This is a genomic window from Streptomyces paromomycinus, assembly GCF_003865155.1.
Taxonomy (GTDB): Bacteria; Actinomycetota; Actinomycetes; order Streptomycetales; family Streptomycetaceae; genus Streptomyces; species Streptomyces chrestomyceticus.
In genome coordinates this window covers 6,167,563-6,193,539 of record NZ_BHZD01000001.1, presented here as the reverse complement: position 1 = coordinate 6,193,539, position 25,977 = coordinate 6,167,563, and the positions used below count along the sequence as shown (strand labels likewise).

General features: G+C 73.6%; 22 protein-coding genes. 6 read left to right on the top strand and 16 right to left on the bottom strand.

Features of this window, described 5'->3' with window-relative positions:
* Window positions 1-12: 12 nt before the first annotated feature.
* The 5 genes from OEIGOIKO_RS26575 to OEIGOIKO_RS26555 are packed head-to-tail and all read right to left on the bottom strand — an operon-like array spanning window position 13 to window position 4,803.
* Entirely contained in the window at window positions 13-810 is a 798-nt protein-coding gene (locus OEIGOIKO_RS26575; RefSeq protein ID WP_125056114.1) for an ABC transporter permease, read from the bottom strand.
* Window positions 797-1,708, bottom strand: coding sequence for a 2-aminoethylphosphonate ABC transporter permease subunit (locus tag OEIGOIKO_RS26570; protein WP_125056113.1), 912 nt, complete (start codon window positions 1,706-1,708; stop codon window positions 797-799). Before OEIGOIKO_RS26570 ends, OEIGOIKO_RS26575 begins: the two co-directional genes overlap by 14 nt.
* Before the next feature lie 55 nt (window positions 1,709-1,763).
* Window positions 1,764-2,912, bottom strand: a complete 1,149-nt coding sequence (locus OEIGOIKO_RS26565; RefSeq protein ID WP_246177543.1) for an ABC transporter ATP-binding protein — start codon at window positions 2,910-2,912, stop codon at window positions 1,764-1,766.
* The gene (locus OEIGOIKO_RS26560) at window positions 2,909-3,676 is read right to left on the bottom strand and encodes a phosphonatase-like hydrolase (protein ID WP_125056112.1); all 768 of its coding nucleotides are present in this window, start codon (window positions 3,674-3,676) and stop codon (window positions 2,909-2,911) included. The genes OEIGOIKO_RS26565 and OEIGOIKO_RS26560 overlap by 4 nt, the downstream gene beginning before the upstream one ends.
* A gap of 5 nt (window positions 3,677-3,681) precedes the next feature.
* Complete coding sequence (locus OEIGOIKO_RS26555) at window positions 3,682-4,803, bottom strand: TIGR03364 family FAD-dependent oxidoreductase (protein ID WP_125056111.1); 1,122 nt, start codon at window positions 4,801-4,803, stop codon at window positions 3,682-3,684.
* 250 nt (window positions 4,804-5,053) lie between these two features.
* Between OEIGOIKO_RS26555 and OEIGOIKO_RS26550 the strand changes: the two genes are divergently transcribed.
* Window positions 5,054-6,772, top strand: a complete 1,719-nt coding sequence (locus OEIGOIKO_RS26550) for a DUF2079 domain-containing protein (RefSeq protein ID WP_246177542.1) — start codon at window positions 5,054-5,056, stop codon at window positions 6,770-6,772.
* A gap of 36 nt (window positions 6,773-6,808) precedes the next feature.
* Here OEIGOIKO_RS26550 and OEIGOIKO_RS26545 read toward each other — a convergent pair whose 3' ends face one another.
* Both OEIGOIKO_RS26545 and OEIGOIKO_RS26530 read right to left on the bottom strand, forming a co-directional pair.
* Window positions 6,809-7,567, bottom strand: a complete 759-nt coding sequence (locus OEIGOIKO_RS26545; RefSeq protein WP_125056109.1) for a GntR family transcriptional regulator — start codon at window positions 7,565-7,567, stop codon at window positions 6,809-6,811.
* 705 nt (window positions 7,568-8,272) lie between these two features.
* The gene (locus OEIGOIKO_RS26530; RefSeq protein ID WP_174857223.1) at window positions 8,273-9,535 is read right to left on the bottom strand and encodes an ROK family transcriptional regulator; all 1,263 of its coding nucleotides are present in this window, start codon (window positions 9,533-9,535) and stop codon (window positions 8,273-8,275) included.
* 56 nt (window positions 9,536-9,591) lie between these two features.
* Between OEIGOIKO_RS26530 and OEIGOIKO_RS26525 the strand changes: the two genes are divergently transcribed.
* Both OEIGOIKO_RS26525 and OEIGOIKO_RS26520 read left to right on the top strand, forming a co-directional pair.
* Window positions 9,592-10,689 (top strand): Gfo/Idh/MocA family oxidoreductase, encoded by a 1,098-nt coding sequence (locus tag OEIGOIKO_RS26525; protein WP_125056107.1) that lies wholly within the window; start codon window positions 9,592-9,594, stop codon window positions 10,687-10,689.
* Window positions 10,686-11,240: a heme-degrading domain-containing protein gene (locus OEIGOIKO_RS26520; RefSeq protein WP_246177541.1), complete on the top strand. Its 555-nt coding sequence runs from the start codon at window positions 10,686-10,688 to the stop codon at window positions 11,238-11,240. Before OEIGOIKO_RS26525 ends, OEIGOIKO_RS26520 begins: the two co-directional genes overlap by 4 nt.
* Before the next feature lie 8 nt (window positions 11,241-11,248).
* Here the strand turns inward: OEIGOIKO_RS26520 and OEIGOIKO_RS26515 are convergent, their stop codons facing one another.
* From OEIGOIKO_RS26515 to OEIGOIKO_RS26495, 5 genes are all read right to left on the bottom strand, one after another.
* On the bottom strand, window positions 11,249-13,171 hold the full coding sequence (locus OEIGOIKO_RS26515; protein ID WP_125056106.1) for a choice-of-anchor A family protein: 1,923 nt from the start codon (window positions 13,169-13,171) through the stop codon (window positions 11,249-11,251).
* A 165-nt stretch (window positions 13,172-13,336) separates the two neighbouring features.
* A complete protein-coding gene (locus tag OEIGOIKO_RS26510) occupies window positions 13,337-14,194 on the bottom strand; it encodes a fumarylacetoacetate hydrolase family protein (RefSeq protein WP_125056105.1) in 858 nt (285 codons plus the stop codon).
* Between the two features lie 137 nt (window positions 14,195-14,331).
* A complete protein-coding gene (locus OEIGOIKO_RS26505) occupies window positions 14,332-15,240 on the bottom strand; it encodes a YidC/Oxa1 family membrane protein insertase (protein WP_125056104.1) in 909 nt (302 codons plus the stop codon).
* Window positions 15,241-15,339: 99 nt separating this feature from the next.
* Window positions 15,340-15,645 (bottom strand): DUF6412 domain-containing protein, encoded by a 306-nt coding sequence (locus OEIGOIKO_RS26500; RefSeq protein WP_031013120.1) that lies wholly within the window; start codon window positions 15,643-15,645, stop codon window positions 15,340-15,342.
* A 160-nt stretch (window positions 15,646-15,805) separates the two neighbouring features.
* A complete protein-coding gene (locus OEIGOIKO_RS26495) occupies window positions 15,806-16,864 on the bottom strand; it encodes a PucR family transcriptional regulator (protein WP_125056103.1) in 1,059 nt (352 codons plus the stop codon).
* Between the two features lie 634 nt (window positions 16,865-17,498).
* Here OEIGOIKO_RS26495 and OEIGOIKO_RS26490 point away from each other — a divergent pair.
* The 3 genes from OEIGOIKO_RS26490 to OEIGOIKO_RS26480 all read left to right on the top strand — a co-directional run bounded on the left by OEIGOIKO_RS26490 (window position 17,499) and on the right by OEIGOIKO_RS26480 (window position 21,423).
* Window positions 17,499-18,209 (top strand): hypothetical protein, encoded by a 711-nt coding sequence (locus OEIGOIKO_RS26490; RefSeq protein WP_246177540.1) that lies wholly within the window; start codon window positions 17,499-17,501, stop codon window positions 18,207-18,209.
* Window positions 18,210-18,611: 402 nt separating this feature from the next.
* A complete protein-coding gene (locus OEIGOIKO_RS26485; protein ID WP_125058963.1) occupies window positions 18,612-20,123 on the top strand; it encodes an NADH-ubiquinone oxidoreductase-F iron-sulfur binding region domain-containing protein in 1,512 nt (503 codons plus the stop codon).
* 232 nt (window positions 20,124-20,355) lie between these two features.
* Complete coding sequence (locus tag OEIGOIKO_RS26480; protein WP_413790151.1) at window positions 20,356-21,423, top strand: SCO0930 family lipoprotein; 1,068 nt, start codon at window positions 20,356-20,358, stop codon at window positions 21,421-21,423.
* Here the strand turns inward: OEIGOIKO_RS26480 and OEIGOIKO_RS26475 are convergent.
* The 4 genes from OEIGOIKO_RS26475 to OEIGOIKO_RS26460 all read right to left on the bottom strand — a co-directional run bounded on the left by OEIGOIKO_RS26475 (window position 21,401) and on the right by OEIGOIKO_RS26460 (window position 25,738).
* Window positions 21,401-23,017: a sodium:solute symporter family protein gene (locus OEIGOIKO_RS26475; RefSeq protein WP_125056102.1), complete on the bottom strand. Its 1,617-nt coding sequence runs from the start codon at window positions 23,015-23,017 to the stop codon at window positions 21,401-21,403. The two genes, OEIGOIKO_RS26480 and OEIGOIKO_RS26475, sit on opposite strands and share 23 nt — an antisense overlap.
* Window positions 23,014-23,271 carry a DUF3311 domain-containing protein gene (locus OEIGOIKO_RS26470; protein ID WP_174857222.1) on the bottom strand — a complete coding sequence of 86 codons (258 nt, stop codon included), beginning with the start codon at window positions 23,269-23,271 and terminating at the stop codon, window positions 23,014-23,016. Before OEIGOIKO_RS26470 ends, OEIGOIKO_RS26475 begins: the two co-directional genes overlap by 4 nt.
* 11 nt (window positions 23,272-23,282) lie before the next feature.
* Window positions 23,283-24,104 (bottom strand): class E sortase, encoded by an 822-nt coding sequence (locus OEIGOIKO_RS26465; protein ID WP_246177539.1) that lies wholly within the window; start codon window positions 24,102-24,104, stop codon window positions 23,283-23,285.
* A gap of 239 nt (window positions 24,105-24,343) precedes the next feature.
* Window positions 24,344-25,738, bottom strand: a complete 1,395-nt coding sequence (locus OEIGOIKO_RS26460) for a DUF445 domain-containing protein (protein WP_371858967.1) — start codon at window positions 25,736-25,738, stop codon at window positions 24,344-24,346.
* Between the last annotated feature and the right edge of the window lie 239 nt (window positions 25,739-25,977).

Sequence of the window (25,977 nt, the reverse complement as noted above, 5' to 3'; positions counted from 1 at the left end):
GGGCCGGTCCCGTCAGCGGTACGAGGCTCTGGTGCGGATACGGGAGACGGCCAGCAGGACGAGCAGCGTGGCGGCCAGCAGCGCCACCGCGAGCGCGGCGCCGGCGAACAGGGCGCCCCGGTCGGTGGTGGCGAAGATCCGTACCGGCAGCGGCGTCCAGTCCGGCGGGTAGATCATCATCGTGGCGCTCAGCTCGCCCATGGACAGGGCGAAGCACAGGCCGGCGGCGGCGGTCAGGGACGGCAGCAGCAGCGGCAGTTTGACGCGCCACAGGACGTAGGCCGGGCGCGCGCCGAGGCTGGCGGCGCTCTGCTCGTACGCCGGGTCCAGGCGGGCCAGCGCGGCCGTCACGGACTGGTACGCGAAAGCGGTGACCAGGACCGTGTGCGCGACGACCACGATCTGCGGGGTGCCGTTCAGGAGCAGCGGCGGCTGGGAGAAGGCGACCAGCAGCGACAGGCCCACGACGACGGACGGCACCGCGACCGGCAGCACGAACAGGCCGTCGAGGACGCGGCGGGCGCGCGGCCGCAGGCGCTGGGCGGCCAGCGCGGCCCAGGTCCCGGCCGTGAGCGCCAGCAGGCTCGCGGTGACGGCCGTGACCAGGCTGGTGACCAGCGCCTCCAGCGAGTCGCCGCGCGCGATGTCCTGGTAGTGCGCCGTCGTCGGGCCGGACGGCAGCGCCCCGCTCCAGCTGGTCGCGAAGGACGCCGCGACGACCACCAGCAGCGGCAGCGCGAAAATCGGCAGGAAAAGGACGAAGAACACGGTCCAGACGGCCCGTCGGGCCCCTTTGCTATGCACGAGCACGGCGGCCGGCACCTCCCGCTGTCGGTGTACGGGCCCCGCCCGCCCGTGCGGCCACGGTCCGGTACAGGGCGTACAGGGCGACGGACAGCACGATGTTGACGACGGCGACGACGCACGCGCCCGTGTAGTCGCCGTCGAGGATGGCCTTGGTGTAGACGAGCACGGGCAGCGTCACCACGTCCTTGGCGCCGGTGAACAGCACGATCCCGAACTCGTTGAGCGTCAGCACGAGGACGAGCGCGCCGCCCGCCGCCAGCGAGGGCAGCGCCTCGGGCCAGATCACCTTCCGTACGATCCGGGCCGGCCGGGCGCCGAGCGACGCGGCGGCCTCCAGCTGCCCGGTCTCCACCTGGGAGAAGGCCGCGAGGAGCGGGCGCAGCACGAAGGGCGTGAAGTACGTGATCTCGGCGAGGAGCACGCCCCACGGGGTGTGCAGGAAGGCGAACGGCCCGGCCGCGGCGCCGGTGGCGTCCGTCCACAGTCCGTTGGCCAGCCCGGCCGTGCCGTACACGAAGAGCAGGGCGAGGGTGATCAGGAAGGACGGGAAGGCGAGGAAGACGTCGACGAAGCGGCTCAGCGCCCGGCTGCCCGGGAACGGGACGAACGCGATCACCAGCGCGAGGACGAAACCGAGCAGCAGACAGCCGACGGTGGCGCCGACGGCGATCAGCACGGTGTTCCCGAGCGCGTCCCGGAAGGACGCCTCCGCGAAGACCTGTGCGTACGGGGCGGTGGACGGCGGGCCGCCCTCCTCGCCCGTGAACGACTGCCGTACGACCAGGGCCAGCGGGTAGAGGAAGACGAGGGCGAGGGCGGCGAGCGGGGGCAGGGCCCAGAGGAGCGGTGAAAGACGCGCGGCCCGGCTTCCCGCGCCCTGGCTTTTCGCGCCCGTTCCCATGTCCCGGCTTCCCGCGTCCCTTCCTGTGCCTCGCGGCAGCGCAAGGGTCTCCGGCCTACTCATCGGCGGTGCTCCCCGCCCCGGCCGGCAGCAGCACCGCGTCCTCGGCGGCGAAGTGCAGGACGACCTCGGCGCCGGGCTCCGGAGTGGCGCGCAGCTCCCGTACGTCCGCCATGACGCGGTGCCCGGCCACGTCCGCGTACACCCGGTGGGTCGCGCCGCGCCACTGCACCTCGGTGACCCGGCCGTGCAGCGCGTTGGGCCCTTCGCCGAGTCCGACGAGGTGCGGGCGTACGCAGAGTGTGGCGGACGCGCCGGGGGCCGCGCCGTCGGCGGGGGTGACGGCCAGCCGCGTACCGGCGAAGTCCGCCGTGCCGTGCGGACCGGCGGTCACCGGCAGCAGGTTGGCGTTGCCGACGAAGGAGGCGGTGAACTCGGTGCGCGGGCGCCGGTAGAGGTCCTGCGGGGTGCCGCAGTCGCGCAGCCGCGCCCGGTCCATGACGGCGATACGGTCCGCCAGCGTCAGGGCCTCCACCTGGTCGTGGGTGACGTACAGAATCGATACGTCCGGCAGTTCGCGGTGCAGCCGCGCCAGTTCGGCGAGCATTCCGGAGCGCAGCCGGGCGTCGAGGGCGGACAGCGGCTCGTCCAGGAGCAGCACCCCCGGCCTGATGGCCAGTGCCCGCGCGATGGCGACGCGCTGCTGCTGCCCGCCGGACAGCTCACGCGGGTAGCGCCGCGCGTACGCGGCCATGCCGGTCATCTCCAGTGCCTCGGACACGCGCGCGGCGGTCTCGGCACGCGAACCGGTGCGCCCGCGCCGCGCCTTGAGGCCGAACGCGACGTTGTCCTCGACGCGCAGGTGCGGGAAGAGCGCGTACTGCTGGACGACCATGCCGATGCCGCGCCGGTGGGGCGGCAGCCCGGTCATGTCCCGGCCGCCGATCAACACGCGCCCCGCGCACGGCCGGACGAATCCGGCGACCGCCCGCAGCGCGGTGGTCTTGCCGGAGCCGGACGGGCCGAGCAGGGCCATCACCTCGCCCGGTTCGACGGTCAGGTCGAAGTCCTCCAGGACGACGTTTCCGCCGTACGCGACGGAGACGTGGTCGAAGCGGATGCCGGAGGGGGCGGGGGCAGGTGTGGAAACGGGGGCCGTGGGGGCCGTGGGCGCGCCGTCGCGGGTACCGATGGCGGCACTCATACAGGACGCTCCGGCCACCGGCCGCCGCTCTGCCGCTCCCGGCCGCCGCTCTGCGGTTCCTCTCCGCCGTCGAGCAGTGCGGGCAGTCCGGCCACCGAGCCGAGGACGTGCGTGGCGCCCGCGCCGCGCAGCGCCGCTTCGTCATGGGCGCCGGTCAGGACCCCGGCCACGACCGAGGCACCCGCCCGGCGGCCGGAGCGCATGTCGTACGAGGTGTCACCGGCGACCGCGATCTGCTGCACGGAGTCGGCGGCGCCGGTCCGCAGCAGCGCGGCCAGCACCATGTCCGGGTACGGCCGCCCGCGCCCGCCCGCGTCGGCGGGGCACAGGGTCAGCGTCACCAGGTCCCGCCAGCCCAGCGCGTCCAGGATGGCGTCCTGGGTGACCCGTGCGAATCCGGTGCTCAGCACGACCGTGCGGCCCGCGTCCTGAAGGGCCTCGACGGCCTCCCGGGCGCCGGGCAGGGGCGCGATCCGCCCGCCGTCGACCAGTTCCCCGTACGCCTCCTCGAAGGCGCTGTTGGCGCGCCGCGCCCGCTCCTCGTCGCCGAACAGGTGCCGGAAGACGGAGATCTTCGACTCGCCCATGGTGGCGCGGACGTACGCCAGGTGCTTCTCGTGCTCGGCGCTGCCCGGTACGACGCCGAGCCGCCCGGCCGCCACGCTGAACGCCTGCTCGACCAGCCCGCCGTCGGCCACCGTCGTGCCCGCCATGTCGAGCACGACCAGCGAGATCCGTGCCCGTTCCGTGTCGTCCACCGTCATCACCCTCACCACCCGATCTCGTTCGCGGTCTCCTCGGCCAGCGCCGGGGAGCAGGTCATGCCGCGCCCGCCGGGCCCGGTGACCAGCCAGACGCCGTCGCGCACCTGCTGCCGGTGCACGACGCGCGAGGTGTCCGTGCACTGCGCGTACACCCCGGCCCAGCGGCGGCGCACGGCGGGCAGCGGACGCCCGAGCAGGCCCTCGACGACCCCGGCCAGGTGCTCGTACGGGTCCTCGACGACATCGAACCCGAACGGCGCGTCGTACTCATGCGTGTCACCGATGGTCAGTCCGCCGTCCGCGCGCTGCACCATCAGCAGCTGCATCCGGTGCTCGGCCGCCACGGGCGCCTGCGGCCGCGCCGCCGCCCACTCGTCCAACTCGGGCCCGTCGTAAGCCGGGTAGTAGCGGAAGCTGTCCGCATCCGCGACCGAGGTGGTCAGGGCCTCGCCGAGCGGCGCGGTCTGCATCATCTGGAGCCGGACGCGGCGCACCGGCAGGTCGGGCACCAGCTCCCGCACCAGACCGCCGAGCCAGGCGCCGGTGCAGAGCACGACGGCGTCCCCTTCGTGCAGGTCACCGTGGTCGTCGCGGACAGCGCGTGCACCAACGACCTCGCGTACTTCACGACCCGCCAGAAAGGTGTAACGCCCGGACGCCGTCAGCGCCTCGCGCAGCGCGCGCTGGGCGGTACGCGGTTCCACGGCGGCATCACGCTCACACCACAGCGCGCCGGCGAACTCGCCCCGCAGGGCAGGGTTCACGTCCCGCACCTCGTCGGCGTCGAGCAGCTTGAAGCCCCGGGACGCGGCGTCCGGGCGGCGCAGGGCGGCCTCCGCGACGGCGCGCTCCGCCTCGTCCCGTACGACGGTCAGTGAACCGTTCGCCCGGAACCCGAGGCCTGGGACCCGCGCTCCGATGTCCTCCCACAACTCCCGCGCCCGCAGCGCCGTCTCCAGCTCCGCTCCACCGGCCCGCCCGCCGACCCAGACCAGCCCGAAGTTCCGCACCGAGGCGCCCCGCGCCTCGGCCTCCCGCTCGATGTGCACGACCTCGTGCCCGCGCCCGACCGCTTCCCAGGCGTGCATGGTCCCCAGCACCCCGGCTCCGACAACTATGACTCGCATGCCGGGAACGTTCGCGGGGCCGGGTGGCCCGGGGCGGGCCGGGAGGCGACGCCGGGGTGAACGGGGACTCAATCTTGGCCTAGACCCGTTATCGTTTCGTGACTATCAGGGGGTGTTCCGCTCTCCGGCTTCGCTCACGGGCAGCCACACGTGTTTGATCGCGCCTACCCCGTGCGTGTTTCTCTCCGCAGACAAGCACATGGAAGAAGACTTCCGATCGGCATCCTTCTGCCGATCGAGGGGAACAGGCGTGCCGACAACTCATCACACAGAATCCTGGGAAAGCGGCCGCCGTGCCGAGCTCACAGCTCCCCCGTCGCCTTCACGCACAGCGTTCGACAGGCGCACCGAAGGAGTCTCGGAATACCTTTCGATTCGCCGCACCCGTCTATGGACCGCCCTCTGCTTCGCCATCTCCTTGACTCTGGGCCTGCAGCAGTGGAGTGCGGGAAATCTGGGCGGTTTCGACCTGGGGATCTTCGACCAAGCAATCCGCAACTACTCCGGCTTCCGATTACCCGCATCGGAACTGAAGAGCACCCACCATGGTTTCCCGCCGGACTTCTCCATACTGGGAGACCACTTCTCCCCCGTACTGGCGCTCCTCGCTCCCCTTTACTGGATCTGGGACGACCCGCGCGTACTCCTGATCGCCGAAGCGGCGCTCTTCGCCGCCGGAGTCCCCGTGGTCCGGCGCATCGCGGAGAGCTGTTTCGAGAGCGCACCGTCCCCGGTCGTCGCCCGGGCCGCGCATCTCGCCGGTGCGGCGTACGCGCTGGGGTGGCCGCTGATGACGGCGTCCCGCCGCGGTTTCCACGAGGTCGCGTTCGCCGTTCCCTTGCTGCTGCTCCTGCTGGAGCGGGGAATGCGCCGGCGCTACGGAGCTGTACTGGTGTACGCCGGATTGCTGTGCTGCACCAAGGAAGACCTGGGCCTGGTGGTCGGCGTCCACGGCGCGGTGCTGGCCTACCGCAGCCGACGCGGCGGCGTAAAAGGCCGGGCAGGCATCGCGACCGGGGCGGCCCTGTTCGTCCTGGGCCCTGCGGCCTCCCTCGTGACCATCAAGTGGCTGCTCCCGATGATGGGAGGAACTCCGGGGTTCTACTGGAGCTACGGTCAACTGGGTCCCGATTTCGGCGCCGCCCTGCTGCGCATCGTGGCGGAACCCTGGATTCTGTTCGGTGTGGCCACCGCACCGACGGTGAAAATCACGCTGGTCCTGTGGCTGTTCGGCACCTTGCTGTTCCTGCCGCTGGGGTCGGCGACGGCGTGGTGCGCGCTGCCTCTGGTGGCAGAGCGCATCCTGTCCGAGACGTCGAACCACTGGACGGTCCTGTACCACTACGACGCCTTCCTCTGGCCGGTCCTGCTCACGGCCGCAGTGGAAGTGTCGGGAAGGCTCTACCGTCGGAGCCGCACGAGCGGTCCGGAAATGCGCGAAATCCGCAGGAGTCGGAGGAGCCGCAGAAGCCGCAGTACGAGCTGGGCCGTGCGGTGGTGGGGGCCGGGCGCCGGATTTTTGACCCTGGTCATCGCCGTCCCCTTCGGCTTGTTCGTCCTTCCCCACCCCACCTACTGGACGCCCGCCCCGCACACTCGCGCCCTGCGCGAAGCGGCGCGGATGATTCCCGCCGGGGCTTCAGCGGAGGTGGACAACATCATCGCGCCGCACCTGACCGCCCGTGGCCCCGTGGTGCTGGCGGACACGGTTCCGCGCGGCGCGGATTACGTGCTGCTCCAGTTCGGCGCCGTCTCGTTCCCCTTCACTTCGGTCGCCCAGGAGCAGGCGTACGCCGATTTTCTGTTGAAACACGGATACCGCCGGGTCTGGGAGCACGACAGAGTGCTGCTGTTGCACCGCGAAGCCGAATTCCCGATCACCCCGGAGGTCCCTACCGCCGGCCCCGAAGGCAACCCGGTTCCGGAAGGAACAGCACCGGGAACGGGAATGAGCATCTTCCGGGGCTGAGGCGGGCGGGACTGTTGGCCGGGAATCCGGCTGCCGTCAGTCGCCCAGATGGGTCGTGAACGAGAAGCGGTCGCCCCGGTAGAGGGACCGCACCCGCTCCAGCGGTACGCCCCGGGTGTCGCGGGAGAGGCGGTGGATCAGCAGCATCGGGAGGGCGCCCGGTGTGCCGATCAGCAGGGCCTCGCGTGGGGTGGCCAGTACGGTTTCCAGGCGCTCGTCCGCGTTGCCGAAGCCGATGCCCAGGTGCTCGTGGAGGTAGGCGTAGAAGGAGGAGTCGGGCTCGAACTCCGTGTCCAGGTGCGGTACGCGTGCCACGGCCACGTACGTGCTCTCCAGCCCCACCCGTTCCTCGTCCGCCAGCAGCACCCGCTCCAAGTGCCACACCTCGTCGCCCACTTGCAGGCCCAGTTCCCCGGCCAGCCTCGGCTGCGCGGGAAAGCGGTCCAGGCCGACGAGATGACGGCCCGGCCGGCGGCCCTGCTTCCGTACACCCTCGGTGTAACTCGCCAGGGACAGTGGCTGCTCCAGCTTGGGGCTCGCCACGACCGTGCCCCGGCCGAGGCGCCGCAGCCGTCCCTCCAGGTGGAGTTCGCGCAGCGCCAGGCGCAGAGTTTCGCGGGAGACCTCGAAGCGCAGGGCCAGGTCGCGTTCGGTGGGCAGCGCCTCGCCCTCGCCCAGTTCGGCGAGGAGCGCTTCGATCCGGACCTTCGCCGCGTAGTACTTGGGGATGCGTCCGTGCTCGGGAATGCCGGAGCGGATCGGTGCGCCAGGTTCCTGGCCGTTCGGGTAGTCCACCGGCCGATCCTCGCACCCTTCTCGCAGGGCGGGTCGGCGGGTTCGGCGTCGGCGGCTTCGACGTCGATGGCTTCGACGTCGGCGGCTTCGACGTCGATGGCTTCGGCGTCGATGGCTTCAGCGTCGGCGGAGGCGGCGGGCCGTCGCCACGAGGAGCGCGCCGGCCGACAGGAGTACCAAGGCGGCGGCTCCGATGCGGGGCACTCCTGGTGAACTGGTGTCGGCGAGACGGGGTGGGGGCTCGTCCCGCGTCGCGGGTCCGGGGGTGGCCCCGTAGGCGGCAGCGGCAGGAGCAGGAGCAGAAGCAGGAGCGAAGTCCGCGAGGACGGCGGCCGGGGCGGCGCGGACCGAAGGCACGGTGTGAGCCGGTGGGCCGGCGTGGGCCGGTGGACCGGCGTGGGCCGGTGGACCGGCGTGGGCCGGTGGACCGGCGTGGGCCGGTGGACCGGCGTGGGCCGGTGGACCGGCGGCCGGGAGGGTCGCGGTCACCAGGGTCGCGGCCAGCAAAGCCGTCGGGAGGGTGGCGCGCAGCAGTGCGCGGGGCGGACGCACGGGCATGACGGACGCTCCTGCTCGCTCGGCTCAGGCGATGGGACCACACCAGGCCGCTCGTATGACCGGTCGGTTCCGGACCTTGCCATGCGGGCCCGCCGCCGGGGCACCGACGCCCCGGTGCGGCGCACCGATCGCCCGAATGCCGCGCGTTCAGCGCAGTCCGGTGGCCGTAGCGGCGCCGAACGGTGCCCCCGGCGCGCCGAAGAGCGGGGCCAGGACGAGGTGCGCCGCGCCGTCCGCGACCGCTCGCGCGCCGCCCTCGGCCAGCTCCACGGGGACCGCGGACGTACGGCCGTCGCCGCGCACGCGGGCCTGTTCGGCGAGAGCTTCGGCCACGCCGCGTACGTACGTGCCGGGACGCGCCAGCACCGTACGGCCGCCGAGCAGGACCCGGTCGATGTCGAGGAGTTCCACGAGGTTGGCCGCGGCGGTGCCCAGGATGCGCGCCGCCTCGGCGGGCTCGCCGCGCGCCGCGCTGTCGAGGCACAGGGCCTCGACGCAGCCGCGCTTGCCGCAGCCGCAGCGCGGCCCGTCCAGTTGCAGCACCTGGTGGCCGAACTCCCCCGCGCCGGTCCTGGCCCCCCGGTACAGCGCGCCGCCGAGCACCAGGCCGGCGCCCAGGCCCGTACCGAGGTGGAGGTAGCCGAACGAGCCCCGGCCGTCCGGTTCGCGCTGGGCGAGGCCGAGCGCCGCGGCGTTGGTGTCCTTGTCGAGGACGACGGGGAGGCCGAGCCGTCCGGCGAGCGCGGCGCGCAGCGGGAAGCCGTCCCAGGCCGGGAAGCCGGTGACCCGGCGCAGTACCCCGGCCGTGTGGTCCAGCGGCCCCGGGCAGGCGGCGCCGACGCCCAGGACGCGGGGCGAGCGGGCCTCGTCCGGCAGCGCGGCAAGCTGCCCGGCCACCGTGTCGAGCACGGCGGGCGCGCCCGCGCCGAAGTCGAGCGGGGCGGTGCGCTCCGCGACGGTGCGGCCCGCGAGGTCGGTGAGGACGGCGGTCAGCTCGTCGCGGTCCAGGTGCAGGCCGATCGCGTACCGGGCCTCGGGCACCAGGCACAGCACCGTACGCGGCTTGCCGCCCGTGGAGGCGCGCCGGCCCGCCTCGGCCGCCAGGCCGTCGGCCCGCAGCCGGGCGGTGATCTTGCTGACGGCCTGCGGGGTCAGACCGGTGTGCGCGGCGAGCTCCAGCCTGCTGACGCCCGCCGGCCCCGCCGACCGCAGCAGGCCCAGCACCAGAGCGGCGTTGTGGCCGCGCAGGGCGGGCAGGCCGGCCCCGCCGCCGGGCGGCGCGGAAGCCGGGGCGCCGGGCGGCGGGGAGGACGAGGCGGAGGACGGCGCCGAGGCCGGGGCTCCGGGTGGCGCCGAGGCCGGTGCGGGGGCGTCCGCAGCGACACGTTCCTCAGGGTCGTTGCTGGTCACCCGTCCATTGTCCGCATTGCTTGCACTTTGGCAACAGCGTTGCTTAAGTGGACGCCATGAACGACTCCCCCGGCACACCCCTCCGCGTCGGCCTCATCGGCTACGGCCTGGCCGGCTCGGTCTTCCACGCCCCGCTGATCGCCGCCACCGACGGCCTGGTGCTGGACACCGTCTCCACCGGCAGCCCGGACCGGCAGGCGCAGGCCCGCGCCGAACATCCGCGGGTCCGTACGGTCGCCACCCCCGACGAGGTGCTGGACCGCGCCGGCGAACTGGACCTCGTCGTCATCGCGTCCCCCAACAAGACGCACGTCGCGCTCGCCGAAGCCGCGCTGCGCGCCGGGCTGCCGGTCGTCGTCGACAAGCCGCTCGCCGGGACCGCCGCCGAGGCCGACGGGCTGGCCGCCCTGGCGGACGAGTGCGGCCTGCTGCTCTCCGTCTTCCAGAACCGCCGCTGGGACAACGACTTCCGTACGGTGCGCAAGCTGGTCACCGAGGGCGCGCTCGGCGAGGTGCAGCGCTTCGAGTCGCGTTTCGAACGCTGGCGGCCGAAGCCGAAGGGCGGCTGGCGCGAGTCCGGCGACCCGGCGGAGCTCGGCGGCCTGCTGTACGACCTGGGCAGCCACGTCGTCGACCAGGCACTCGCCCTGTCCGGGCCGGTCACCCTGGTCTACGCCGAGTCCGACGTACGCCGCCCGGGCGCGGAGGCCGACGACGACACGTTCCTCGCCCTCACCCACGCCAGCGGCGTCCGCTCCCACCTGTGGGTCAGCGCGACCACCGCCCAGCTCGGCCCGCGCTTCCGGGTGCTGGGCAGCCGCGCGGGTTACGTGAAGTACGGCCTGGACCCGCAGGAAGCCGCCCTGCGCGAGGGACGGCGGCCGGGTGACGACCCGGACGGCTGGGGTACGGAGCCGGAGTCGGCGTGGGGCCGGATCGGCGCCGGGGAATCCCCGCTGACCGGCGGCGGCGACCCCGTACCGACCCTGTCCGGTGACTACCCCGCGTACTACGCCGCCGTCGCGGAAGCACTGCGCACCGGGGGCGAACCGCCGGTGAGCGCCAGGGAGGCGGCGGCCGCCCTGCGCGTCCTGGAAGCGGCGAAGACATCGGCGGCCGAGGGCCGCGCGGTCCGGATCGAGGAGTCGGCATGAGCGGCACGGTGAACGGGAACGGCACGGGCCACACGGGTGGCACCGGAGTGCTGAACGGCCTGGACGAGCGCGAGGCGGCCCGCCACCAGGTCCGCGAACTGGAGGAGCAGGAGCGCCGCCTGGTCCTGGACCGCTTCGGCAACGAGGACGCCTGGCGGCTGGGCTGCCTGCTGGCGGACCTGGCGCGCGAGCGCGGCGCGGCCGTGACGGTGGACATCCGGCGCGGCGCGCAGCAGCTGTTCCACTGCGCGCTGCCGGGCACGTCGGCCGACAACGACGCGTGGATCGAGCGCAAGCGCCGCGTCGTCGAGCGGTACGCGGAGTCCTCGTACCTCGTCGGCGCCCGCTTCCGCGCCAAGGGCCGGACGTTCGAAGAATCGTCCCGTCTCGACCCGGACCGCTACGCCGCGCACGGCGGCGCCTTCCCCGTACGGCTGCGCGGTACCGGCGTCGTCGGCACCGTCGCGGTCTCCGGCCTCCCCCAGGGCGACGACCACGCGCTGGTGGTCGACGCCCTGGGGCGCTACATCGAGCAGCAGCCGGCGGGCTGACCCGGAGGTCAGCTGCCGGAGCGGCGGCGGCGGGTGCGGATGATCAGTACGAGCACCGCACCGCTGACGACGGCGGCCGCTGCCGCCCCGATGAACAGCGGATCCTGGAAGGTACTGCTGCCGCTGTGCGCCAGCTGGTCCCCGTCATCCGTCGGCCCAGGGCTGGGCACCGGGCCGACGGAGGAGGAGTCCGTGGGGGTGGGGGTGGGGGTGGGGGTCGGGGTGGGGGTCGGGGTGGTCGGTGACGGTTCCGGGGTGGGTTCGGTGGGTTCCGGGGTCGGCTCGGTGGGCTCCGGGGTGGGGGCCGTGGGCTCCGGGGTGGGGGCGGTCGGTGACGGAGGTGCGGTCGGCCCGGTCGGTTCCGGGGTCGGCTCCGGAGGAGTCGGCGACGGCGGCCGGGTCGGCTCCGTGGGGGTGGGGGTGGGGGTCTGCGTGGGCGTCGGATCGGTCGGCGTCGGCCTCGGCTCGGTGGGCGTGGGCCTCGGCTCGGTGGGCGTCGGGGACGGGCTCGGCTCCGTGGGGGTGGGGGTCGGAGTCGGCTCCGTCGGGGTCGGACTCGGCTCCGTAGGCGTGGGCGACGGCTCGTCGGTCGGCGACGGCGACGGCTCGTCCGTGGGCGACGGGCTCGGCTCGGTCGGCGACGGGCTCGGGTCCGTCGGGCTCGGTGACGGTTCATCGGTCGGCGACGGCTCGTCCGTGGGGGACGGCTCATCCGTCGGCGACGGTGACGGCTCGTCCGTCGGCGACGGGCTCGGGTCGGTCGGAGACGGGCTCGGCTCGGTCGGCGACGGACTCGGATCCGTCGGACTCGGCGACGGATCCGTCGGTGTCGGCGTAGGCGTCGGAGTAGGTGTCGGCGTAGGCGTCGGGCTCGGGCTCGGTGCGCGGCAGTCCGGCAGGTCCCCGTTGAACGGGTAGTTGTGCAGCTCCGCACCGGACGTCGAGGTGTGCACCAGCGAACCGACCGTGAAGAACCGGCCGTTCATCCCCGGCACCGAGACCGTCGTCGTACTGCCCTGCCTGCCGACCAGCACACTCCCCTGGAACTGCGCGCCACCCTTGAACTCCACCGTGTTCGCGTCCGGGAAGTTCCACAGCAGCCGCTCGCGGATGCCGGGAGGCTGGAGGTCGTGGCCGATGTAGGTGTTGACGGTGCGGGCGTCGCCGACCAGGTTGACCAGCACGGTCGCGCCGGCCGGGATGTTCTGGAAGGTGATGCCCTGCGCGCCGCCGTTGCGGCCCACCAGGTCGAAGTCGACGTTGAAGACCTGGAGGGCGGAGGTCCCGTCGCCGGTGAAGACCGTCGAGTAACCCTGGTTGACGGCGGTGCCGGTCGCGGGCCGCGGCCCGTCGCCGGTCCGGGCGTAGCACTGGCTGGCCGCCGTGAGGTCGGGCACCAGTGCGCGGTACGGATCGGCGGCGCCCGGCCGCTGGTCCGACTGGGGGATCACGGTGCCGGTCAGCCTGCCTTCGTACGCGACGACGCCGTGGGTACTGCCTTCCTCGGCGAGCAGCCGCTGTCCGGGCGCGATGGTGACGTCACCGCCCACGGTCAGGAAGTCGGAGCCGTTGGGCGGGGGCACCCGGGAGCCGACGCCGACGACACCGACGTTGTAGACGCTGGAGCCGCCGGTCTTGTTCATCTCGAAGCCGCCGAGGGTGACGATCTTGCCTTCGGCCTCGGCGGCCGAGCCGCCGACGCGGAAGTCCCCGCCGACGAAGATGTTGAGATTCTCGTCCCGTCCGGCCACCGGTCCGTTGTTCGGATCGGCGTACGAGGACGGGCACTGGCTCCCCAGGCACGGGCCGAGGCCGCCGGGCAGCGGGGCCGCGAAGCCGAACGCCGCGAACAGGCCGAGGAGCACGGCGGCCACGGCTCCCAGTGCGGCAGCCCCCACCACGTGGGTCCGTTTTGTCTTTTTTGCAGGCATACGGGCACTATGTGCGCGGAGCGGCCGGGCAGCGGGACCGTTCGCGCACCCGTACGGCGAGTCCCCCTGTCCAGCCGACAGCCGACCACCGACCACCGACCACCGGCCACCGGCCACCGGCCACCGGCCGCCCACCCCGGGCAGGACCGCGCGCCTGATAACCCGTCAGGCTCCCTTGAGCTCCTGCCGCTGCCGCCCCAGGCCGTCGATCTCCAGCTCCACCACGTCACCGGCGCGCAGGTACGGCTTGGGCTCCGGGCAGCCCATCGCCACGCCCGCCGGAGTGCCGGTGTTGATGACGTCGCCCGGGTACAGGGTCATGAAGCGGCTCACGTAACGGACCACTTCGGCCACCGGGAAGATCTGCTCGGCGGTCGTGCCGTCCTGCCGCAGCGTGCCGTTGACCCACAGCCGTACGCCCAGCGCCTGCGGGTCCGGCACCTCGTCCGCCGTCACCAGCCACGGGCCCAGCGGGTTGAACGTCTCGCAGTTCTTGCCCTTGTCCCACTGGCCACCGCGCTCGATCTGGAACTCCCGTTCGGAGACGTCGTGCGCGATCGTGTACCCGGCTACGGCGGCGCGGGCCTCGTCGTCGGTCTCCAGGTAGCGCGCGGTACGGCCGATGACGACGGCCAGTTCGGCCTCCCAGTCCGTCTTCACGCTGCCGCGCGGTACCAGCACCGTGTCGTCGGGCCCGACGACCGTGTCCGGCGCCTTCATGAAGACGATCGGCTCGGCCGGTACGGTGGCGCCGGTCTCGCGCGCGTGGTCGTGGTAGTTCAGCCCGATGCACACGATCTTGCCGATCCGGGCGACCGGCGGCCCGGTGCGCAGACCGGCCGGGTCCAGGCGCGGCAGCACCCCGGCGGCGGCCGCCGCCCGTATCCGGTCGAGCGCCGGGCTGTCCCCGAGCAGCGCCCCGTCGACGTCCGTGACCAGCGACGACAGATCGCGCAGTACGCCTTCCTCGTCGAGCAGCGCCGGGCGTTCCGCCCCCACCGGACCGACACGCAACAGCTTCATCGGTACAACTCCCGTGGTCGAAGGGTCGGTCCGGGAGGGCTCTCCCGGACCGGCCGATGGGGACGGCCATCGAGCGATTCGGACGATCGTCCAAGAACGGCGTCCGCCCCGCAAGACCCGGTTCACGTACTGGACCGTTACCCGGTGGTACGGACGGGGGCCGTGCCGCTGTTCCGGCTGTCCTGACCGTCGCCGACCTGGCTGTCCTGGCCGTCGCCGCTCTGGCTGTCGAGGCCGTCGCCGTCCTGGCTGTCCTGGCTGTCGCCGCCCTGGTCGTCCCGGTCCCGGCCCCGGTACAGCAGCGCCCGCTCGCACGCCGTCCACGCCGTGGTCGTCACCAGGTAGAGCGCGGCCGCCAGCGGCAGCACCGCGATGCTGACCAGCGTCCCGAAGGACAGCAGCGGCATCGCCTTCGTCATGGCGGCGAGGCCGGGCACCGCCCCGCCGTCGGCCGGACCGCCGTCAGCCGGACCGCCGTCAGCCCTACCCGCCTGGCCGAGGGCCGCGCCCGACGCCACGTTCCGCGCCATCGTCGTACGGGCCCGCAGGTAGTTCCAGGTGGCGACGGCGGCGGCCAGCGCGAACAGCGCGAGGTAGACCAGCCCGTGCGGCCCGACCGGACCGCCGTCCGCGAGGGCCTGCGTCCAGTGCCCGCCGAGCGGCGCGCCCAGCAGCGTGTGCGCGAGCAGGCCACTGCCGTCGCTGGTGAACAGGTGGTACATGACGAAGAAGACGGGCAGTTGCAGCAGCGCCGGCAGGCAGCCGGCCAGTGGCGAGGAGCCGGTCTCGGCGTAGAGGGCGGCGGTCTCCTCCCGTAGGCGCTGCGGGTCCTTGGCGTACGTACGGCGCAGCTCGGCGAGGCGCGGAGCGTGCGCGGAACGGGTCTTCTCGCCGCGGGCGGCGACGCGGGCGAGCGGGTGCAGTGCGGCGCGTACGCACAGGGTGCAGAGGATGATCGCGGCGGCGGTCGCCGAGGCGCCGAAGAGCGGTTCGATGAGGTCGGCGGCCTGGGACAGCGCGCCGCCCAGGGTGGCGAAAACGGACATGGGTGAGCCCTCCACGGGGTCTCGTCGTGCCGGAAGAGGATTTCGGCGTGACGAGCCGCGCGGGGCCGGGGCCTCCGCGGAGTGCGAGGGGGAAGGCGCCTACGCGGCCGTCGGGAGGGGACGGCCGGGTGCCCTGGGCCGCGGGCGGCCCGCGGCGTCGGGATCGCGTTGCGGCAGGAAGGCCGTACGGCGTTCCCGGTCGCGGATGGCGGTACGGACCCGGCCCGGCGGTTCGGGCCGGGCGAGCGCGGCGGCCAGGAAGGCGCGGCACAGCAGCAGTACGGCGGCGGTGGTCGCGGCGGCGGCGAGCGTCGAGGTCAGACCGCTCTGGGCGAGCGCGAACCCGGAGAGCAGGAAGAAGAGCGCGCCCACGTACAACCGCCAGGCGTCGGCGAAACGCCGCATGTGCTCACCCCCTCCCCCGGTCCGTACGGCCTACGGCATACGGCATACGGCAGGCCACGGTTCGTCCGGCCTGCTTGCGCCCCAGGGTAGCGGCAGGGCTGCCGGGCAGGGCGGCGGCCCCGGAGGGGAGCCCGGGGCCGCCGCGGTCATGGTGCGCCGGTCACAGCCCGTTGACCCGGGCTTCCCTGGCCATGCCCAGCGGCCGGATGGTGGAGGCGACGGCCCGGGCCCGGCGGCCGGCCCGCGAGCGGTAGCGCCGTACGTGGGCCATCAGGCGGCGGCTGCGCAGCGCCATCTCCAGTTCGAAGCGGGTCCGAGGGTCGCGCAGCGCGGGCCCGAAGAGCTTCTCGATCTGCCGCAGGCGGTAGCGCACGGTCTGCGGGTGCACCTGGAGCACCCGGGCCGCCTCGGGTGCTCCGCCGCTCTCCAGCCAGGCGAGCAAGGTGACCTCCAGGCGCTCGCTCTGGCGTGGCGTCAGGTCGTCGAGGGGGCTCAGCCAGCGTGCGGAGAGCGCTGTGGCCAGCGACTCGTCCTGGAGGAGGAGCAGGGCGGAGAGGTGATCGTCCACGAAGGCCGGTCGGGTGTCGGGGCCGCCGCGGCCGGGGGACAGGGCGAGCAGGGCGCGGGCCCAGCGCAGCGAGGAAGCGGTGTCGCCCGCCGGCACGGCATGGCCGACGGCCGCCGCCCGGCCCCTGAGGGCGGCCTCCAGACGGGCACGGGTCTGCGTCCCTGGGTCGGGGACGAGCAGGCAGGTGTCACCGTCGACGGTGCCGATGAGGGCGTCACCGAGGGCTGCGGCCAACTGGGGGGCTTCGGCGGGCGAGGCGAGCGCGACGGCCTGGACGTATGCCGGTACGGGCCAGCCGGCGCAGCGGGCCACTTCGGCGAGGGCGACGTCGGAGACGTCCTTGGCCCCGGTGAGGGCGGCGAACACCTCCCGGCGGGCCGGTGCCGTCGGGAGCGGAGTGACGACGAGGTCCTTGGGCCGGCGGACGCGCTCCGCGCTTTCCTGGTAGCCGAGCGCCACCAGCATGGCCTGTTCCACGGCCCGGCGGGCCTCTGCGACGGCACCCGTTTCCGCGAGCAGTGCGGCAAAGGCGGGAAATCCGCTCCGCAGCTCCTCGGTCACCTTCTCGGCGAGCGCCGGGAGTTCCTTTCTCAGCACGCGGGTCCATTCGCCACGGGGGCGTGACCATATGCGGTTCAGGAGATCACACATCGCTACCTCGTTCCTGGCGTGATGCGGAGGGGGGTTCGGCCCTGCTGCTCGGAAGCGCCGTGGGCGGCGAGCGCATCGTGCGACGGCACTTCGTACGGTGGTGCCGCGTGCGGCGGCGCGGCGTCCGGTGGCGCTTCGAGCGGTGGTCGTGCTTGAGGGGGCACCATCCGGAGTTACCACGCGTAACTTCGATGCCGGTGCAGGAATTTGTCACAGCGCGATAAACCGGAGGACGCTCCGTCGGCGTTCCGTGATGCTGCTGCTCACCCCGGAGCACCGCCTTTGGCGCACACCTTTCCGCGTCCCGGCGGGACACCGCGCATAAACCGCGGCGAATATCCCCGTATCCCCGGCGGCCCGACCCGGGCCACGCCTTGCGCCGATAGCGGCGGCCGTCACCGAAACCGGCCGTCGCCGACACGGAACCGGCCGTCACCGAGTACCGGAACCGGCCGTCGCCGACACGGAACCGGCCGTCACCGTTACCGGAAGCGGCCGTCGCCGACAGCGGCGGCTGACGCCGGAACCAGCGCGCGGCGTACGTATGCCGCCGCGCGGCCACCATCCCGGGACGCCGCCCTCCCCCGCCCCGTTCCCCCACTCCCGTACCCCCGCTCCGCATCAAGGAGGCCCGATGCCCGCATCCCGTCTGCGGACCGCCCTGCGCCCGGCGCTGCCCGCCGTCGTACTGCTCTTCCTCGCCGTGGCCACCCAGGCCGGAGCCCCCCGGCGGGCGCTCGACTTCCTGGACTTCGGCGCGGGCGTCCTCGCGCTGATCTCGCTCACCGGCGCCGTCCTGTGGGGCCTGGCCGCCACCGACCGGCTGCTGCTGCACTCCGGCCACCGGCTGGTCGCGCAGGCCGTGCACCGCGGCACCGGCGTCGCCGGGCTGGGGTTCCTCGCCCTGCACATCGGGGTGAAGATCGCCCGCGGCCGGACGAGCGGCACGGCCGCCGCGGTGCCGTTCGCCGACGACGGGCGTCCGCTGCTCATCGGGCTCGGCACGCTGGCCGGCTATCTCTTCCTCGCGGCGGCGGTGACGGGCGCGGTACGCGGATCGTTCACCTCGCGCCGCGGGTCGCGGTGGTGGCGGGTGCTGCACATGGGCGCGTACGTGGCCTGGTGCGCGGCGCTGGTGCACGGGCTGAAGTCGGGGCGTGCGGCCGCCGGTTGGGTGACCACCGGGTACATGCTGTGCGTCGCCGGGGTCGCGGTGGTGCTCGTACTGCGACTGCGGGCGCCGCGACGGGGCCGGGCCCCGTACAGCCCGCCGCCGGGCGCGGATTCCGGCGGGCCCCGGTCTCCGGACCGGGTGGCCCGGCACTCACGCGGTGGCCGTCCATGACGTACGGCTGCGTGCGGAGAGTGCGCCGGTATGGCCGGTATGGCGGCGGGGGCGAACGGTGCGCATACGGGGCCAGCTTCTGTGGGCCCCCGGTTACCACAACGTATCGCAGGGTGAAGGGAGTTCCCTATGACGTTCTTGGCGTCGGCCACCACTATTCCGATGCCTGCCGTCGGCTGCGGCCCCGCCGTCGGGTGTGCCCCCGATGTCGGGCAGGTGCCCGTCGACTGCCCGGCCCCCTCAGCGCCCGGCCCGGCCGTCCCCGGCCTGGCCGTGTTCGGAGCTCCTCGGCTGCTGGCCGGGCTGATCGGGGTGGACGGTCTGGGCAGGCTGGACGGGCTGGGCAGGTTGGACGGGTCGGGAGGGGTGGACGGAACGCAAGGGGTGGACGGATCGGAAGGGATGAACGGGGCGAGAGGGGTGGGCGGGCCGGGACGGACGGATCGCCTGGACCGGGTGGCCCATCTCGCCCGGCACGGCAGCCCGCCCGTTCTGTCCGCGAGTGAGCTGGTGGCGCTGGCCGAGGACACCGGCCTGCGCGGGCGTGGCGGTGCGGGCTTTCCGTTCGCGCGGAAGGTGCGCGCCGTCATGGAAGGGCGGCGCCGTACGGGCGGGCGGGTCGCGGTGGTCGTCAACGGCAGTGAAGGCGAGCCCGGTTGTCTCAAGGACACGGTTCTTCTGCTGTTCGCGCCGCACCTGGTGCTGGACGGCGCGCTGCTGGCCGCGCGGGCGCTCGGCGCCGAGGAGATCGCGGTCGGGGTGACCCGCGCGGACGTGGCCCGGTCGGTGCGCCGGGCGATCGCCGAACGGGGGCCACTGTCCACGCCGGTACGCGCCGAACTACTGGCGGAACGTTTCGTCACGGGCGAGGGCACCGCGCTCACCGACAGCCTCAACCGGGGGCCCGGCCTGCCCTCGGGCCGCAAGGTCCGCTCCAGCGAACGCGGCCTGCACGGCCTGCCCACCCTCCTCTCCAACACCGAGACGTACGCCCAGCTCGCCGTCGCCGCCCGGCTGGGCGCCCTGGGCTACCGCGCCACGGGCGACCCCGCCGAACCCGGCACCGTCCTGCTGACCGTGGCCGGCGAACGGGTCGTGGAGGCGCCGACCGGCGTGCCGCTCGCCCGCGTCCTGGCCCTGTGCGGCCTCGGCCCCGGCCAGGGCGTCCTGATCGGCGGCTACCACGGCACCTGGCTGCCGCCGTCCGCCGCCGGTACGGCCCTCCTCAGCCGCGACGACCTGGCCGCGTACGGCGCGGTGCTCGGCGCGGGGGCGGTGCTGCCGCTGCCGGAGGGAACCTGCCCGGCAGGCGAGACCGTACGGGTCGCGCGCTGGATGGCCGCCGAATCGGCTGGCCAGTGCGGGCCCTGCGTCCTCGGGCTGCCCGCACTCGCCGACGCGCTCGGCCAGGCGGTCGGCGGTGGCGGACAGCGCGCGCTGGACGCCGTACGGGACCGGATGCGCGCGGTGGAACAGCGCGGCGCGTGCAGTCATCCCGACGGCACCGCCCGTTTCATCGCCTCGGCACTGGCCGCCTTCCCCGACGAGTTCGCCGGGCACGCCGGCGGCGCCGGGTGCGGCCGTCCGGTGCTCGGCGCGCTGCCGGTGCCCGGCGAAGCGGCGTACGGCGTCGGGGGCGCGCCGCAAGCCAGCGACCGACGGCGCTCCGGCGACCGTGCCGCCGCAGCCACCTCCGCCCGGCCGCACGCGCCCGAACAGCGGCTGCTCGTCGACTGGACGCTGTGCCAGGGCCACGGCCTGTGCGCCGACCTCGTGCCCGGCATGGTCCGGCTGGGCCCCGACGGCTACCCGGAACGGGCCGCGATGCCACTGCCCGCCCGGATGCGCCGCCGCGCACAGCTCGCGGTACGGCGCTGCCCGGCGCTCGCGCTGCGCGTCCAGGACGGCGAATGACCCGTACGACCGACGACCGAGGAACGACGGACGACCGACGACGGACGACGGATAGCGGACGGCGGACAGCGGACAGCGGACGGCCACCGAACTGCCGCCGTACGGACACCACTTCCGCACTCTTTCGTCCGCCGATGACAACTTCCGCCCCGCCTGAACACCCGCTCCCCACCCCCCGTACCCCCGCAGACAACACACCCCGCCATTCCTCGTCCCCTCGAAGGAGACAACGATGAGCCCCCAGCCCCACCCGCACACCGACCACCCGCACACCCCCCATCCGCACCCCGACGCCCACCCTCGCCCCAATGCCCACCCCCGCCCCAACACCCAGCGCCGCCACGCCGTCCTGGCGGTAACGGCCGCCGCCGTCATGGCACTCACCACCGCCTGCGGCTCCGGTGACCGCACCGACGCCGCGCCCGTGGCCAACGACAAGGTCCAGGCGGGCAGCGGCAGCGGCAGCGGTTACGGCGACGACAGCGGCGCGGACAAGGGCCAGGCCGGCGGCGACGGTTACGGCTACGGCTCGACGGGCGACAGCAACCGGCCCGCGGCCCAGGGCGCGCCTGCCCGGACCCTCGCCCTGCGCCAGTCCCCCGAACTGGGCCCCGTCGTCACCGACAGCAAAGGCATGGCGCTCTACCGCTTCGACAAGGACACCGCCAAGCCGCCGAACTCCGCCTGCTCCGGGACCTGCGCGACCACCTGGCCCCCGGTCCCCGCCGACGACGCCACCGCCGCTTCCGGCATGGCCGCGAGCGCCCTCGGTTCGGTCACCCGCGCCGACGGCACCAAGCAGCTCACCATCGGCGGCTGGCCCGCCTACCGCTACGCCAAGGACACCGCGCCCGGCGACACCAAGGGCCACGGCGTCGGCGGCACCTGGAACGCGTTCGCCCCCGACGGCAAGAAGGCCACCGCCGGGCCGGCCGCCGACGTCTCCGTCTTCGACCAGCCCAAGCTCGGCAAGCTGCTCGTCGACAAGGAGGGCCGTACGGTCTACCGGTTCAACAAGGACAGCGCCTGGCCGATGAAGTTCGGCTGCAACGGCGCGTGCCTGGACACCTGGAAACCCGTCGGCCCGGCCGACAAGAGCAAGCTGGAAGGCGTTCCCGAAAAGCTGATCACCACCGTCACCCGGCCCGACGGCAGCAAGCAGCTGGCGGTCGACTGCTGGCCGGTCTACACCTTCAGCGGCGACCAGCAGCCCGGGGACGTGAACGGGCAGGGAAAGATGGGCACCTGGTTCGCCGTCTCCCCCGAGGGCAAGAAGATCACCTCGCCGGCGACGGGCTGACCCCGGCCGCACCGTCCCCGGCCGCGTCGTCCCCGCCGGTGCCGTCCCCGCCGGCGCCGTTCCCACCGGTGCCGTGCCCGCCGGCGCCGCCCCCTGCCTCCTCGGGACCGTCCTCCGGATCCAGGTCCGACGCCAGCACCTCGGCGTCCGGCCGGTCGTCCACGGGCTTCGGCCCCAGCCAGGTCACCGCCAGCGCCACCACCAGGTTCACCGCGAGCGCCACGATCCCCGCGTTCATGCCCCACACCGGATCGTGTTCGGTGAAGACCAGTCCGCAGACCACCACGAGGCCCGCCAGCAGGCCGGTGACGGCTCCGTACAGCGTCAGCCGCCGCCACACCAGCCCCAGCAAAATCATCGGCACCAGCTGCGCCATCCCCTCGTACGAGATGAGGGAGAGCCGTACGAGGGTGTTCGGCGCGGTGTACGTCAGCAGCAGCGCCAGCGCGCCCGCCACCACCACGACGACCTGCGACCACAGCTTCTGGCGGTTCGCCAGGCGGGGCACCGCGCCCAGTACGCTCCTCCCCCACATCGTGCCGATGACCAGCATGAACACGGCCATCGGCACGATGGAGGAGAGCGCCGCGGCGACGCCGGTGACGCCCACCAGCCAGGCCGGCAGCGAGTCCACCACCAGCCTGAACAGCGCCAGATTGGAGTCCGCGCCGGTCAGTCCCGGCACCACGAACAGCGCCGCCATGCCCAGCAGCATCGGCACGAACAGCAGCACGTTGTAGAAGGGCAGCAGCACCGCGTTGCGCCGCAGCGCGTCGGCGTTGCGCGCGCCCAGGTAGCCCGCGACGGTCGTCGGGAAGATGACGACGGTCAGCGAGTTCAGGAGGGAGGTGGTGACGAACCAGCCCTGGCCCAGGCCGCCCGACTCGTGGCCGGGGAAGGTCAGCCACTGCGGCTTCTCGGCCACGATGCGGTCCAGGAAGGGCCCGTACCCGTCGAAGTAGTGCAGGGGTACGTACACGGCGAGGAACGCCAGCGTCGCGATGACCAGGATGTCCTTCAGCACGGACACCCAGGCGCTGCCGCGCAGCCCGCTGACCACGACGAAGAGGGTGGTCACCGCGAAGCCGATGAAGTAGGCCCAGTTCAGGCTGATCGCCCCGTAGGAGATGGTCGTCACGACCACGCCCATGCCGGTGATCTGGAGCTGGATGTACGGCAGCAGGCAGACGGTGGCGAGGACCGCCACGGCCGTGCCGAGCCAGCGCCGCCCGTAGCGGTGCGCGACCAGGTCGGTGATGCCGACCAGGCCGTGCCGGCGGGCGTACGACCAGAGCATCGGGCCGACCACGAAACCGAGCGCGTAGCCGCAGGACATGTACGCGAGGACGTAGAGGACCGGGGCGCCGAAGTTGTAGCCCCAGCCCGCCGCGCCCAGGTAGCTGAAGCTGGTGTAGCTCTCGCCCGCCATCAGCACCCAGATGAAGACCGTGCCGAGGCTGCGGCCGCCCACCGACCATTCGGCGAGCCCGCCCTCGCCCTTGCCGCGCGCGCCGCCGCGGACCGCCAGCAGACCCAGGGCCAGCGTCAGCACCATGAACGCCGCGAAGATGGAGGTGGCGATGGTCGCGTTCATGCCGCGCTCCCGTCTCCGGCCCGCTCTCCGGCCGCGGCGCCCGCTCGCCCGGCGGCCCGCCGCGCGGCCCGTTTCCGGTCACCGCGCCAGGCCAGCCACACCGACGCGGGCGTCAGCAGGGTCGCGAGCAGCATCCAGAAGACGAGGAAGGGCAGACCGAGGACGGTCGGCGTCACGCGGTTCACCAGCGGCAGCACACCGAGGTAGAGCACATGAGGGACCAGGAGCCACAGCAGCGTGGGACGTTTCAGCACAGCGGAAGAGCCTATCGGGGCAGCGCGCCCGTCAGACGGCCCCACACCACCAGCCGGTACGCCGAGGAGTACTCGGGAGTGCAGGTCGTCAGCGTCAGGTAGGAGCCCGGCTCGGTGTAGCGCAGGGACGGGTGGGCGCTGCTGTACGGGACGGGGGCGATGACCGTGCCGTCGGAGGGCGTGGTGCGCGGCACGGTCCGGTCGACCGCGTACGTGTAGCGGGCGGCCGCGGTGATCACCTCCACCGTGTCGCCGGGCCGCAGCCGGTTCAGGAAGCGGAACGGTTCGCCGTGCGTGTTGCGGTGCCCCGCGAGCGCGAAGTTGCCCGTCTCACCGGGCTGCGCGGTGTGCGCGTAGTGACCCGCGTAGCCCTTGTTCAGGACGGCGGACCTGCCGGTGCCCTCGGCGACGGGGACGGTGAGGCCGAGCCGCGGGATGCGCAGGACCGCGTACGCGGCGTCCCGGCGCGGGCGCGGCGGCGGGACCTGCTCCAGGATGCTGCGGAACTCCCGCCCCATACGGTCCCCGCGCCGCTCGGGCGCCGTGGAGACGGCCGGGCCGGGCGACGGTCCGGCGGGCGGCGTTCCGGTGGCCGGCGGCCCGGCGGACGTGGGGTGCTGCGCGTCCCACTGCCGTTCCAGCCGCGCCACCTGGTCGCGCGCGCCCGCCTGCGCCTGCCGGTTCGTCCAGTAGAGCTGGTGCACAACCAGCAGCAGGACGAGCACCCCGAACGTCACCGCCAGCTCCGCGCCCACCCACAGCACCCGCACAGCGCGCGACCGTCGCCGCCGCTGCCCCTGCACCACCACCGGTACCCGCTCCCACCCGCGCACGCGCTGCACGGTAGGGCCTGCGGCGGGAGACTTCCATAGACGGTGCGGTCTGAGGCGGGGCCAGGTGCCACGTCCCACGCGGTCCGGGTACTTCCTCCAGCGTTCACGAGTGGACGACGCGCACGTACGCCGGGTAACCCTCAGGGACGGTCCCGGTGACGACGTGCCGCCGTGCGTCGGTGTCGGGCGGGCAGCCGCTCGCGCGGTCCCCTACCTCCTACCTCCTACCCCCCTACCCCCTATCCCCCGAGCACCCGCGACACCGCGTAAATGCACAGCCCGGCGAGGGCGCCGACGACCGTGCCGTTGATCCGGATGAACTGGAGGTCGCGTCCGATGTGCGCCTCGATCTTCTTCGAGGTGTGGTCGGCGTCCCAGCTCGCGACGGTGTCGGTGATCAGCGACGTGATCTCGGCGCGGTACGTCGTCACGACGTAGACCGCGGCGCCCTCCAGCCAGCCGTCGACCTTGTTCTGGAGCCGCCCGTCACGGGCCAGCCGCTGGCCCAGCGACAGCAGTGCCGCCCGGGTGCGCTGCCGCAGCTCGCTGTTCTCGTCCTCGGCGGCCGCCACGATCATGGTGCGTACGGAGCCCCAGGCGGAGGCGATCAGGTCCTGCACCTCGCCGCGCCCCAGCACCTCCGACTTCAGGCGCTCCACCCGCTCCCGGGTGTCGGTGTCGGACTGGAGGTCGCCCGCGAAGTCCTTGAGGAAACGGTCCACCGCGCCGCGCGCCGGGTGCTCCGGCATGTCCCGCATCTCGGTGACGAACCGCAGCAGCTCCTTGTAGACCCGCTCGCCGACCTTGCGGTCCACGAAGCGCGGCGTCCAGCCGGGGGCGCCGCCGGAGACCGCCGTCATCACGGAGTCGCTGTGCGAGGTCAGCCAGTCGTGCGCCCGTACGCAGACCAGGTCCACGACCCGGCGGTGGCCGCCGTCCGCGACGACCTTCTCCAGCATCTTGCCGAGGCCCGGCGCGACCTCCTGCGCGTCGGCGCGGCGGGTGATCGCCTCGCCGACCACCGCCTGCACGTCGGAGTCGCGCAGCACGGTCAGCGCGCCGCGCAGGGCGGTGGACAGCTCCGCCGTCACCCGGTCGGCGTTCTTCGGTTCGGCGAGCCAGGCGCCCAGCCGCCGGCCGATGCCGACCTTGCGCAGCCGCTGCCGTACGACGTCGCCGGACAGGAAGTTCTCGCCGACGAACTCGCCGAGGCTCACCCCGAGCTGGTCCTTCTTCGTCGGGATGATCGCGGTGTGCGGGATGGGCAGCCCCAGCGGCCGCTTGAACAGGGCGGTGACCGCGAACCAGTCGGCCAGCGCGCCGACCATGCCCGCCTCGGCCGCCGCCGCCACGTACCCCGCCCAGCCGCCCGCGCCGGCGGCCTTCGCCCAGGTGGCGAGGGCGTACACCAGGGCCACCCCGAGCAGCAGACCGGTCGCCAGGGTCTTCATGCGCCGTACGCCGCGCCGCTTCTCCGCGTCCGCGGGGCTGTCCGCAAGGCTCTGCGGGAAGCCGCCGGGCGGTACCGGGCCGCGGAACCGGCCCGTGCCCGCGCGCCCGCCGTCCGGCGGTGTTCCGTCCGCTCCCGCGCCCGTATCCGCCCCGGGGACCACGTCCGTCTTCGTCCGTTCCATCCGCTCCACCCGCTCGAACCCGTCAGCGCCGTATGTACAGGCATCTGCCCTGCTTCATGCCGACTGTGCGTTCAACTGTGTCCTACTCCGGAGGCGAACCACGAGTTCCCCTGCGCGCCGCCAGGACGCCACCCGGGCCGTCCGGACCGCGTGGCAGCATGAAAGAGCCGACCGGAACCCGGCGCCGCCGCTGATCTCACGCTGCCCTGTGCCCGCCCGGAGCACGCCGCTCCGCCTGC